General features: G+C 65.5%; 9 protein-coding genes. All 9 read right to left on the bottom strand.

What is annotated here, in order from left to right; translation table 11 throughout:
• Window positions 1-12: 12 nt before the first annotated feature.
• The gene (locus BZG29_RS16635; RefSeq protein WP_077405108.1) at window positions 13-3,720 is read right to left on the bottom strand and encodes a PAS domain S-box protein; all 3,708 of its coding nucleotides are present in this window, start codon (window positions 3,718-3,720) and stop codon (window positions 13-15) included.
• 357 nt (window positions 3,721-4,077) lie between these two features.
• The gene (locus BZG29_RS16640) at window positions 4,078-4,734 is read right to left on the bottom strand and encodes a hypothetical protein (protein ID WP_077405111.1); all 657 of its coding nucleotides are present in this window, start codon (window positions 4,732-4,734) and stop codon (window positions 4,078-4,080) included.
• The gene (locus BZG29_RS16645; protein WP_077405114.1) at window positions 4,731-5,099 is read right to left on the bottom strand and encodes a hypothetical protein; all 369 of its coding nucleotides are present in this window, start codon (window positions 5,097-5,099) and stop codon (window positions 4,731-4,733) included. The genes BZG29_RS16640 and BZG29_RS16645 overlap by 4 nt, the downstream gene beginning before the upstream one ends.
• A 74-nt stretch (window positions 5,100-5,173) precedes the next feature.
• On the bottom strand, window positions 5,174-7,672 hold the full coding sequence (locus BZG29_RS16650; protein WP_077405117.1) for a TonB-dependent siderophore receptor: 2,499 nt from the start codon (window positions 7,670-7,672) through the stop codon (window positions 5,174-5,176).
• Between the two features lie 101 nt (window positions 7,673-7,773).
• Window positions 7,774-8,751 (bottom strand): FecR family protein, encoded by a 978-nt coding sequence (locus tag BZG29_RS16655; RefSeq protein WP_171985034.1) that lies wholly within the window; start codon window positions 8,749-8,751, stop codon window positions 7,774-7,776.
• Window positions 8,748-9,254 carry a sigma-70 family RNA polymerase sigma factor gene (locus tag BZG29_RS16660; protein ID WP_077405123.1) on the bottom strand — a complete coding sequence of 169 codons (507 nt, stop codon included), beginning with the start codon at window positions 9,252-9,254 and terminating at the stop codon, window positions 8,748-8,750. The genes BZG29_RS16655 and BZG29_RS16660 overlap by 4 nt, the downstream gene beginning before the upstream one ends.
• 131 nt (window positions 9,255-9,385) lie before the next feature.
• Complete coding sequence (locus BZG29_RS16665) at window positions 9,386-10,147, bottom strand: NYN domain-containing protein (RefSeq protein WP_253192608.1); 762 nt, start codon at window positions 10,145-10,147, stop codon at window positions 9,386-9,388.
• A gap of 53 nt (window positions 10,148-10,200) precedes the next feature.
• Complete coding sequence (locus tag BZG29_RS16670; RefSeq protein WP_150130950.1) at window positions 10,201-10,635, bottom strand: hypothetical protein; 435 nt, start codon at window positions 10,633-10,635, stop codon at window positions 10,201-10,203.
• 222 nt (window positions 10,636-10,857) lie between these two features.
• The gene (gene pyk / locus BZG29_RS16675; RefSeq protein WP_077405132.1) at window positions 10,858-12,318 is read right to left on the bottom strand and encodes a pyruvate kinase; all 1,461 of its coding nucleotides are present in this window, start codon (window positions 12,316-12,318) and stop codon (window positions 10,858-10,860) included.
• Window positions 12,319-12,384 lie beyond the last annotated feature (66 nt).

The raw sequence follows: 12,384 nt of genomic DNA on the forward strand, positions 1-12,384 counted from the left end.
GTCAGTCCAATATCAGGAAAGGTCGGCAGGCGTTGGCGCTTCCAGCCACGCCAGCAGCTGGCGCAGCACGCCCGCGGCACGCGCAAATTCAAAGTCGTCGATGGCGCTGGCCAGCGCCTGCAGGCGCGGCTGCTGGCCGTGCGGCGCCAGCATGGCGGCGATCTGCGCCATCAAGGCGTCGTCCAGCTGCCCGCCTTCCAGGCTGGCGATGGCTTGCCGCAGCAAGGTGCCGGCGGCGGCTGCATCGAGGGGCGCGCTGGCGGCCGGCGCCTGCATGGCCACGGCCGGCATGCCCGCCTCCTCCAGCTCGCCGGCCAGCGCCATGAAGGCGGCCGCCAGCTGCACCAGCAACTCGGTCACCGGCAACTGGCGCGCAATCGCTTGTTCGATGCGCCCCAGCAGGCTTTCGACCTGCACCAGGCACAGGTTGCCCGCCGCGCCCTTGATACGGTGCAGCAGGTGGCCCGCCACGCTGCTGCCGCCACGTTCCAGTTCCGCCGCCAGCATGGCGGCGCAGTCGCCATTGGCCTGCACGAAGCGCGCGATGGCGCGCTGCAAGGCTTCGCGTCCGCCCCACAGGGCGATGCCGCGCTGCCAGTCCACCTGGCCGGCAGCGGCGCGCGCCGCCGCGCCGGCCGCCGGTGGCGGCATGGCCACGGCGATATCGAGCAGGCGGGCGATTTCCGCCGTCAGCTTGTGCATTTCCAGCGGCTTCGAGGCGAAGCCGTTCATGCCGGCCGTCTGCGCGGCGCGCCGGTCCTGTTCCAGCACGCTGGCCGTCAGGGCGATGATGGGCGTCGCCTTCAAGCCCTGCTCGCGCTCGTGCACGCGGATCAGGCGCGTCGCTTCCAGGCCATCCATGCGCGGCATCTGCACGTCCATCAGGACGATGTCGAAGCTGCCCTTGCCGAATTCGCGCACGGCGCTCTCGCCGTCGCTGGCGGCGATCACCTGGTGGCCGGCCGCGCCCAGGCTGATCAGGAGCAGCTCCACGTTCTGCGGCACGTCGTCGGCCGCCAGGATGCGCAGCGGCGGCAAGGCCACGACGGGCTGCTCGCTGCGGCGCGCCACGGCCTTGCCCGGCGCCAGCGGCAGCAGCACGTGGAACACGCTGCCCACGCCCAGGGTGCTTTCCACCGTGATGGTGCCTTTCATCAGCTCGACCAGCTGCAGCGAAATCGTCGTGCCCAGGCCCGTGCCGCCAAAGCGCCGGCTCATCGAGGAATCGGCCTGCGTGAACGGCGCGAAGATCTTGTCCAGGCGGTCGGCGGGAATGCCGATGCCCGTGTCGTGCACGGCGATATGCACCTGCTCGCCCTGCATGCCGACGGCCACCCGCACATGCCCCACTTCCGTGAACTTGACGGCGTTGCCGATCAGGTTCGTCAGCACCTGCTGCACGCGGCGCGCGTCGCCCAGGAAGAATTGGCCCATGCCCGGGTCGATGTCGACGTGCAGCACCAGGTCGCGCGCATGGGCCGTGACGCGCAGGGACGCGGCCACGTGGTCGACCAGGTCGGGCAGCGAAAAGTCCACCAGTTCCAGCTCGGTGGCGCCTTTTTCCAGCTTGGCCGTGTCGAGGATGTCGTTGAGCAGTTCGAGCAGGGAACGGGCCGACTGGCGCACCGTGCCCAGATGGCGGCGCTGCAGGCTGTCCAGGGCGGTCCCCAGCAGCACTTCCGTGAAGCCGATAATGGCGTTCATCGGCGTACGGATTTCATGGCTCATGTTGGCCAGGAAGCTGGTCTTCGATTCGGCGGCCAGCTCGGCGCGGTCTTTCGCCGCGCGCAGGTTTTCCTGCATGGCGCGCCGGTCGCTCACGTCCGTGGCCAGCTTGACCACCTTGAACGGCTTGCCGTCCGTATTGAAGATCGGGTTGTACGAAGCCTGTATCCACACTTCCCGGCCATCCTTGCCGATGCGCTTGTACTCGCCCGTATTGAATTCACCCTGCGCCAGGTGCTGCCAGAACGCGATGTAGTCGGGCGAGGTCACATAGCCCGGCTCGCAGAAGATGCTGTGGTGCAAGCCCAGCACGTCGTCGGGCCGGTAGCCGACCAGGTCGAGGAAGTTCTCGTTGGCCGCCAGGATGCGCCCCTGCAGGTCGAACTCCGCGACGGCCGTCGCGCGCGAAATGGCCGTCACCTTGCCTTCGTATTCGGCGTTGCGCAATTCGCTTTCCGTGATGTCGAGGATGACGCCGTCGATCCAGCGCACCACGCCGTCGTTATCGAGCACGGGGCCGCTGCTTTCGCGCACCCAGCGCTCGCGCCCATCGCGGTGCAGCATGCGGTAGACGTTCTCGAAGTCGCGCTTTTCGCCGGCCGCCTGCACGCAGGTGTCGTTGACGCGCTGGCGGTCGTCCGGATGCACGAGGTCGAACAGCCTGACGCGGCCCTCGACGAAGTCCTGCGGCATCCAGCCCGTCAGGTTGAAGACGGCGTCGCTGATGAAGATCATCTTCCATTCGGGCGCGAAGCTGCAGTGGAAGGACACGCCGGGGATATTGCGGATCAGGGTGCGGTACTGGCGTTCGCTGTCCTTCAGCGCCTGCTCCATGCTGCGCGACGAGCGCATGTCCGTGACAAACGCCACGAACAGGGGCTGGCCCGGCGTGTCGATCTTGCCGATCGCCACGCGCATGGGCAGCACCGCGCCATCCTTGTGGCAGCCATCGAGTTCGCGTCCGCTGTCGAGGATGCGCGAGGCACCCGTTTCCAGGTAGTCGCGCAGATAGCCCTCGTACTCGGCCGCGTCGGCCGGCTGCAGCAGCACGCTGGCGTCGCGCCCCACGATTTCCGCTTCGCGCCAGCCGAACAGGCTTTCCGCGGCGGGATTGAAGGAGCGCACCTTGCCCTGGCCATCGATGGTGATCAAGCCGTCGGCCGCCGTATCGACGATGGCGCGCAGGCGCGATTCGCTGGCGCTGGCATGGCGCAGCAGTTGGCGGTAGCGCAGCAGGCCGTTCGCGGCGGCGACAAACACCGTCAGGGTGACGGTGATCAGGGCCACGGCCAGCGCCACGAACGACGCTTGCACGGTAATCGTATTGTCGCCTGCCGTGGGGGTGCCGGAAAAGCGCGCCGCCAGCATGCCCGTGTAATGCATGCCGGAAATAGCCAGCCCCATGACGACGCTGCTGACCAGCAAGGACGCCAGGGGACTCATGCGCAAACGCATGGCGCTCAGGCCGAAGCGTATCCACAGCGCCAGCATGGCCATGACGACGGCCACCACCAGCGACAGGGCGAACAGCCAGGGCTGGTAATGCAGGGTCAGCGACGTCTGCATGGCGGCCATGCCGCTGTAATGCATGGAACCGATGCCCACGCCGACGAGCACGCCGCCCACCACCAGCTGGCGCCAGTTGATGCTCGGGCGCGCCAGCATGTGCAGCGCCACCCACGAAGCGGCCACACCGGGCAGCATGGAGAGCAAGGTCAGGCTGGGGTCGAAGGAGACGCGCGTGCAGATGTCGAAAGCCAGCATGCCGATGAAGTGCATCGACCAGATGCCGCCGCCCAGCGCGATGGCGCCCGTGACGATGGCCGTCTGGCGCTGGAATCCCCGCTCGCTGCTGCGCGCCATGCCGGCGATCTGCAAGGCCATGAACGAGGCAAAGATGGCGATGCCGATGGAAAACAGCACCAGCCAGGCGTTGTGCGTGCCGTAGATATACTGCAAGGTATCGTCCGATACGGCAAAGATGGAACTCAGCATACTGTCGTGAACTCAATAGAGTGAAACGTGACGTCGCAAAACATGACGGCGCACCGCGCGCCGGCGCCCGGCTTTTTACTAAAGCGGCAACACAGCGGAAATGACAACGGTAGCAGTCGACCAGGGCAAGGCTCGGTCATCACGCCCGCGCCTGCCGCGCGGGGGAAAGGTGCTTTTTACAGAGGGAAAAAGCGGAATGCGTACGAACTCTGGCGCGGATGGCTGGCCGCCAGCGTGACGATGATTTTTTAAAGAGCCATGAGTATAGTTGCTTTGCGAACATATTCATAGGACTTCAGCAATATTATGGCAAGGAAGGCAATATTTTGAGGTCGCGATGCGACAGCGCTCGTCCGTTCAGGCTGGCGGCCACAGCGCGCGTATGGCGGAAGAGGCCTGATAAGTCGCACCGGCGCGCTCGGCCACAGGGATACCGGCCAGTGTACAGCGGCGGCCCAGCTCGTCCTTGATCTGCCGCAACGACCAGCGCTGCGGCACGGGCAGATCCATGCCCACCACGCGGATCAGCGGGCAATCGTCGAGGGTCGTGTGCAGCAGCAGCTCCACGCGCGCCATCGGCGGCCCGCCGCGGTAAACATCCACCGCGCCCGCGTAAGTGACCACCTCCAGCGCGCGTATCTGCTGCGGCGTCAGCTGCAGCACCTTGTCATGGCCGGGCAAGCCCCGCGCCAGCCGGCGCAGCAACACGCCCGCGTCATTGATCTCGACATGAAAAGACAGATCGGGGCCCGGCAGAAAAAGCACGCCGACGATCCAGGCGGTCAGCGCCGGCAGGCCCAGCAGCACCGCCTCGCCCGCATACGGCACGTCGCGCCAGACGGCTTGCACGATGAAGGCAAGGATCAGGACGCAGCCGCCCAGCAGCACGCTGCGCCACAGCACGGGACGCATATTGGCCATCATCGCCGCATGGGAGCTGGCATCGTCGGCCGGCGCAAAGCGTATCCATTCGGCGCGCGCCGGCTTGCAAGGCCTGGCGGGAATGCCGCTCAAGCGTTCTGCGCCAGCATGCCGCGGAACCATGCCAGTTGCTCGCGCGTCAGGTAATTGGCGCCATCGCCATGCAGCAGGACGATCTCGATCTCTGGGGGAATCGAGGCGATCAGCTGCGCGCCCGTGACGGGAATCTTGGGGAAATTGATGCCGGCCAGGAAAGCCGGGTCTTCCGCCACCGTCACGCACTGGCGCTCGGGATTCGGCGACGGCACGAGGAACAGGTCGATCTGCTCGCTTTGCCCGCCGATGACGACGTGCAATTGCGCGGCCAGCAGTTCAGGCAGGATCAGCTCGATGTTATTTTCGGCGCGCGATTGCTGGAAAGCGCTTTTCAGGGGCGTAAGGAGAGGAATGGCGGTCATGGCAAAGTGGAAAGATAAAGACGGCGGCAGTGTAGCAGAGGCGCCCGGACGGGCGCGCTCCGCTGGAACAGCCGCTACATCTTGTAGTTCAGCGAGACAAGTACGCTGCGCGGCGCGCCGTAGCGCGCCAGCCCGCCGGACCAGGAATAGCCGAGCGCCTGGTAGTAGCGTCGGTCGAGCACGTTATCGATGTTCGCGCGCAGCTGCAGCTGCTCATTGATGCGATAGCCGGCCGTCAGCCCGACGATGGCGTAACCGCCCTGCTGCGTCAGGTAAGCCTTGTCGCGGCGCTCGATCTTGTCCTGCGCAGTCACCGAGGCGCCCAGGTTCCAGCGCGCCAGGCTGCCGCTCAGCTGCACGTTCGTGTACAGCTTGAACAATTGCTTCGGCTCGTCCGTGGCGATGCGCTGGCCGATATTCGCCGCCACGCTGTCCTTCGTGTACTTGGCCAGCACATGGGTGTAGCCGCCCGCGATCTGCCAGCCCGGCAATGGCGAGCCCGACAATTGCAAGTCGACGCCTTCGCTCTGCACCTGCCCGGCCGCGCGGGCACAATAGATGGGGCCGCCCGTGGGGCAATTGACTTCATCGGTCATGGCGCGGTTGTTTTGCTTGATGCGGAACAAGGCGCCGCTGGCGTTGAGCCTGCCGCCGAAATATTCTCCCTTGACGCCCGCTTCCAGGTTGGTGCCGCTCAACGGCGGCAAGCCATTGCCTTTGACATCGAGCACGCTTTGCGGCTGGAAGATCTGCGTGCCGCTCGCATACACGGAGTGATGCGGGTCCAGGTCGTAGACGAGGCCCGCGTACGGCGTGAATTTCGCGTTTTCCGTCAGGTCGCGGCGCCACGTCGGATTGGCGGCATACCAGCCCGTGACGTCCTGCGCATACCAGCCGAAGCGCCCGCCCAGCACCAGGCGCAGCGGATCGGCCAGGCTGAAGTTGCCGGCCGCATAAATCCCCTTCTCGTCCGTCTTGCGGCCCCAGTTAAAGGGTTCGAACGGCGCGCCGCGCATGCGGTAGGCGCGGGGATTCCAGTGGCGGATGTCGAACACGCGCGTTTGCGCGCCTTCCCAGCTCTGGGCCGCGTCCGAATCGTCATGGCGGTAGCTGGCGCCGACGATGACGTCATGCCGGCGGCCGAACCAGGTGACGGGACCGCTCAAGCGCCAGTCCGCCACCACTTGCTGCGTGTTGTACTTCCAGCCGGTTTCCGACTGTTCCAGCAAAAACGTTTCGCCAGCGACGCGGCCGTTGGTGGTATTGCGCGTGCTCGACGAGGCGTCGATATGCGTGATGGCGAAGCGGCTGCGCCAGCCCTTCTCCAGCCGCGTTTCCAGGTCGGCGAAGACGACGTTGTTGTCGCGTTTCTGGAAGGAATCGGCATTGTTCAGGAAAGTCGAGCGGGGCAAGTCCATGTGGCGGCCGTCGGGCAAGGTCGGCAAGCCGACGAACACGCCGTCGGTGCGGCTGTGCTGGCGCGAAAAGCCGATGCCGGCCGTGGTCGACGGCGTCAGGTCCGCCTCCAGAATCGCATACACGGTGCCGTTCCTGTTGCCCACCACGTCGACGAAGCTGTCGCTGTCGCGCAGACTGGCCGCCACGCGCCCGCGCACGCTGCCCGACGCGTTCAGGGCATTGCTGGCGTCCACCGTCAATTGCCGGTCCTTCCAGCTGCCCAGGTGAATGGATGCGTCCAGCAAGGGCGTGGCCGTGGGGCGCTTGCGTATCATGTTGATGCTGCCCGACGGCGCGCCCGCCCCTTCCATCAGGCCGGTGGCGCCGCGCACCACTTCCACCCTGTCGTACATCAGCATGTCGGCCGAGACGTTGCGCTCATTGAAACCCGTGACGTCCAGCGGCAAGCCATCGACATTGATGTGGCTCAAGGCGAAGCCGCGCGCGAAATACGTGGTTTCCTGGTCGGACACGCCCTGCGTCTTGCCATACAGGCCAGGCGTGGCGCGCGCCACATCCTGCAAGGTGGTCAAATCGAAATCTTCCATCTGCTGGCGCGAAATGACGCTGACCGTTTGCGGCGTGTGGCGCTGCGACAGGTTCAAGCCCGTGGCCGTCGACAGATTGCGCGAGGTATACAAGCCCGTGCCTTCCGTGGCGCGGTCCGCCTCGGCGCTGACGACGACGGCGGGCATGCTGGCCAGGCCGCCATCGGCCGTATTGGTATTGATCTTGCGTAACAGATAATTGCCATTGCCGTTTTCAAGCACGTCGAGGCCGCTGCCTTGCAGCAATTTTTGCAGGCCGGCGGCAACGCCATGGCGCCCCTGCAAGCCCGGCGTCGCCAGGCCGTCGAGCGCTACGCCCTGGGTGGACAGGTTCACGCCGGAGGCGATGGCAAACGAGGCCAGCGCTTCGCGCAGATTGCCGGCAGGAATGCTGTACTCGCGCACGGCGGCCACCTGGCTGGCCTCGGCCGCCAGCGCTGTTTGCGGCAAACTGGCGCCTGCCGCGCCCACGGCCAGCAGCAAGACCAGCGCGGCGCGCACGGCGCCCGTGGTGGGATGGAGCGCGGGGGGCGTCCACGGTGAAAATAAGCGGTGCTGCACAGCCATGTAGACCCTTTCGATGGTTCGGATTGTTCGTTCTCTACCTTGTATGACGAAGCAATCCGAAAAAAGGGACAGGGAAAATGCATATGGCGGCGCTGATCGGCTTACGCCGCCTCGACACTGATCCAGTAGCGCGTGCGGCGCACCAGCCGGATCGGCAAGGCGCGCTGCAGCAGGAGCAGGATGTTGTCCGGGTCGTGCAACTGGAAGATGCCGTCCACGGGCAAGGCCGCCAGCGCCGGATCGCAGCGCAGCACGCCGTAGCGATAGCGCGCCACCTGTGCCAGCACCTCGCCCAGCGGCATGCGTTCGGCGATCAGCACGCCCCGCAGCCAGGCGTCCGCATGGGGCGGCGACGACGTCAAGGCAGACACGGCCACGTCGTCGAAACTGCCCTGCCGGCCCGCATCGACCGTGCGCAAGGCGCCGGGCGCCTGCGATGGCGCGATCTCGACGGCGCCCTCGCTGACGCTCACCTCGGTGCGCGGCGCCAGCACGCTGCCGCCCTGGCGCACGCTGAAGTGCGTGCCCAGCGCGCGCACGGCGCCATTGCTGCTGCGCACGAGGAACGGACGCGCCGGCACGGCCCCGTCGTGCGCCGTGGCGACGTGGATTTCCCCCGCATGCAAGACCACCAGCCGCGCCGCGCCGTCAAAGCGCACGTCGATGGCCGTGTCCGTATTGAGCACCAGTTGCGTGCCGTCGGGTAATGCCATATGCCGGATTTCACCCCTGGCCGTGCGGATCGCGGCGCGCCACGCTTGCCAGGGCGCCGACTGGCTGGTCAGCCACAGCGCCGGTCCGGCCGCGATCAGCCCGGCCAGGCCGTAGAGCACGGCGCGCCGCTGCGGCGACTGCGGCGGCGCATCCGCCGTCTGGCGCAGCGCGGCCGGCACGCTGGCCAGGGTGCCGCACACGAGCTCGGCCCGCTGCCAGGCCGCTGCGTGCGCGGGATCGCTGGCGCGCCAGGACTGGAACGCCTGCTGCTCGCTTGGAGTCAAGGGGCCCGCGTGCAGGCGCACCAGCCATTGCGCCGCCGCGCGGGCGGCACGCGGGTCGATGGCAGCCGTGCTGGCGTTCACAGGATCAAGAGGATGCAGCGTTCGAAGGCCTGCACCATGTAGCGCTTGATGCTGCGCTCGCTCACGGCCAGGCGCCGGGCGATTTCCCCGTACGCCATGCCATCGACATGCGCCAGCAAAAAAGCGCTGCGCACGAGCGGCGGCAAGCCGTCGAGCATGGCATCGATGCGCTGCAAGGCTTCCAGTACCAGCAAGCGCTCTTCCGGCGACTGCATCAGCAGATCGGGCTGCTGCGCCAGCGTTTCCAGCCACGCCTGCTCCAGCGACAGGCGCCGGTAATGGTCGATCAGCAGGCGCTGCGCCACGGTGGTGAGATAGGCGCGCGGTTCGCGCAGGCTCTGCCGGCCCTCGGGCGGCGCCGCCAGCAGGCGCACGAAGGTATCCTGCGCCAGGTCGGCCGCATGGTCGGCGCACTGCAGCTTGGCGCGCAGCCAGCGCATCAGCCAGCCGTGGTGATTGCTGTAGATGACCGCGATCGATTCGCCGGATTGCGCAATGTTCACTAGGACTCCGATGCGCGCAAGGCAAGGCGCGACTAATTGATAATAATTCTCATTATCACAAATCCTGGCCCCCGGCGTCAATGCCGGTGCCTGCCTATCGCAGGAAACCGTTGTTTCAGCGCGGCGCCTGCTTATCGTTTTTGCGCGGGTTTCGCCGGCGCCGGGCGCAGGATGCTGGGCTTGACATACATGGCGGTATTGTCGCTGCGCATCTCGATATCGAACATGCCGCTCGCGCGCAGGACTTCGCTGAGTTTCTTGTAGCCGTAATTGATGGGTGAAAAGGAACTGGTATTGGAAACGTATTTGCCGACCTTGCTCAGGTGCGACCAGCCGTCGATCTCGGAGGTCTGGCTCACGGCGTTGAGCAACAGCTGCGTCAGGACGGGATCCTCGATCAGGGCGCTGTCACGAACGGCTTCGGCCGTGGCCTGCCCCGTCGCCGCTTGCGCCGCAGGCACCAGGTTTTCGATGTAGATGAACTGCGAGCACGCCTGCACGAAGGCCGGCGGCGTTTTGCGTTCGCCGAAGCCGAAGACGGGCAAACCGCTCTCGAGGATGCGCATGGCCAGCGGCGTGAAATCGCTGTCGCTCGTCATCAGGGCGAAGCCGTCGACATTCTTGCTGTACAACAAGTCCATCGCATCGATGATCATCGCGGCGTCCGTCGCGTTCTTGCCGCTCGTGTAGGCGAACTGCTGCAAGGGGCGGATGGCGTTGGGGTGGAGTTTTTCCACCCAGCCGCTCAGATAGCTGCTCTTCCAGTCGCCGTGCGCATGCCGCACATTGACCGTGCCATGTTTGGCCAGCTCGGCAAGGACGCCTTCCACGGCGGTGCTGCTCACGTTATCGCAATCGATCAGCAAGGCGATGCGCATGTCATTGGGTTTCACGGTCACTCCCGACAAATTCATTGGACGGCATGCGCCGCCAGCCTGGCGCGCGCTCAGCGCACGCCAGCGGGCAGAACGGCTGGCGCCCGCTCCGGGTTCGCCCCCTTGAGCTGCATCCAGTTATTCGCAATCAATTGGTATTCCAGCGTCTTCCGATCATGCCCCACGCCGCCGTATTCGACCGTCAGCCGGATGCAACGCTGGCCTGCAACGCCGCCAATCAGCCTGCGCATCGGCACACTCTGATCGAGGATGACGTCGCTCGGATTGAATTTTCCGCCAACATCGGCGATACCGGCAAAACCCGGCCTGGCGCGCCCCAGCAAGTCCTGCACCTGGGCGGGAAGTGCATCGAGCGAGGTCACCGCCGTGCGGTCCTCCGCATCGCATGAAGCGTCCTGCGCCCACGCCTGGGCCGGGCAAGCCAGCATGAGCATCAATACGGCAGCATATCCGGGTTTCATCTTGACGGTTCTTTCAATTGCCAAATGGGAAAGTATCCATATTCTCACGCGGGAGCCGATAACGCCAGCCGGCCGGCCACGGGGCGTGGCAACAACGCCGCGCTGACGGCCATGAGGTATGTCAAACAATGAGCAGGAAGGCGCAAGGAGGCCCAGGACGGGCAGGATCTGGGCCGGCCGCGTCCGGAAATTCGGCGCGGCCAGCCTGGCGGACGTCCGGCAGGCCGGGCGTCAGCCGGTCATCGGTCAGTGCTGGCCGATCTTCATGATTTTCAGCGCGTTCGTGCCGCCGACCTTGCCCATCGGCTCGCCCCAGGTCAGCACGACGGTGTCGCCCTTGGCCACGACTTTATGTTCCAGCAGCAAGTCTTCCGCCTGCTGCAAGACCTTGTCGCGGTCGGTGCCGGACGTCAGTTCCAGCGTGCTGACGTTGCGGTACAGGGCCAGCTTGCGGCGCGTGCCCACGCTCGGGGTCAGCGCGACGATGGGGATGTCGATGTTGCAACGGCTCATCCACAGCGCCGTGGAACCCGATTCCGTCAGCGTGGCGATCGCTTTCACGCGCAAGTGATGGGCCGTAAACAGGGCGCCGTAGGCGATCGACTGGTCGATGCGCGAGAACGTGGCGTTGAGGAAATCGGCATCGAGCTTGCAGGTATCCCATTTTTCCGCATCGAGGCAGATGGCGGCCATCGCTTCCACCGTTTCGATCGGATAGCGGCCCGAGGCCGTTTCCGCCGACGTCATGACGGCGTCCGTGCCGTCGAGCACGGCATTCGCCACGTCGGACACTTCCGCGCGGGTCGGCACGGCGTTGACGATCATCGATTCCATCATCTGCGTGGCCGTGATCGCCAGCTTGTTCGACGCGCGCGCCATCTTGATCATGCGCTTTTGCAAGGCCGGCACGGCCGCGTTGCCCACTTCCACGGCCAGGTCCCCGCGCGCCACCATGATGCCGTCGGAAGCGTCGAGGATTTCTTGCAGCGCGGGAATGGCTTCCGCCCGTTCGATCTTGGCGATCATCATCGGCTTGTGGTCCCATGCTTCGCCGGCGATATTCGCAAGCTGGCGCGCCATGACCATGTCGGTGGCGTTTTTCGGGAAGGACACGGCCACGTAATCGGCCTGGAAGCTCATCGCCGTTTTCACGTCTTCCATGTCTTTCGCCGTCAGGGCCGGGGCCGACAAGCCGCCGCCCTGGCGGTTGATGCCCTTGTTGTTCGACAGTTCGCCGCCGATTTTCACCGTCGTGTGGATTTCGCTGCCGACGACCTTGTCCACCGTCAAGACGATGAGGCCATCGTTGAGCAACAATACGTCAGCGGCGCGCAAGTCGCGCGGCAATTCCTTGTAGTCGAGGCCGCAGCGCTCGATGTTGCCTAGTTCGCCGTTTTCGCCCCATTTCGCGTCGAGGATGAAGGAAGCGCCGTTTTCCAGGAAAATCTTGCCTTCTTCAAACTTGCCGACGCGAATCTTCGGGCCTTGCAAGTCGGCCATGATGGCCACTTCACGGCCGCACAGGGCTGCCGCTTCGCGCACCATGCGGGCGCGGTCGATATGGTCTTGCGCCTTGCCATGCGAGAAGTTCAGGCGCACGACGTCGACGCCGGCCTTGAACATGCGGACCAGGGTATCGATATCGTTCGAAGCGGGGCCGATGGTGGAAACGATCTTGGTGGCGCGTTGCTGTACTTGCATGGTCATGGTGTGCTGCTTTCTATAAGGTTCGTGCTGCTGCAAGGGCCAGCCTTGTGGGCCGGCCGTCCTGGT

The organism is Janthinobacterium sp. LM6 (assembly GCF_002002885.1).
Taxonomy (GTDB): domain Bacteria; phylum Pseudomonadota; class Gammaproteobacteria; order Burkholderiales; family Burkholderiaceae_D; genus Janthinobacterium; species Janthinobacterium kumbetense.

Bases quoted from the DNA above. Each gene is read 5' to 3' on its own strand.
- BZG29_RS16650 (WP_077405117.1), bottom strand. From the start codon at position 7,672: ATGGCTGTGCAGCACCGCTTATTTTCACCGTGGACGCCCCCCGCGCTC.
- BZG29_RS16645 (WP_077405114.1), bottom strand. From the start codon at position 5,099: ATGACCGCCATTCCTCTCCTTACGCCCCTGAAAAGCGCTTTCCAGCAA.
- BZG29_RS16635 (WP_077405108.1), bottom strand. From the start codon at position 3,720: ATGCTGAGTTCCATCTTTGCCGTATCGGACGATACCTTGCAGTATATC.
- pyk (WP_077405132.1), bottom strand. From the start codon at position 12,318: ATGACCATGCAAGTACAGCAACGCGCCACCAAGATCGTTTCCACCATC.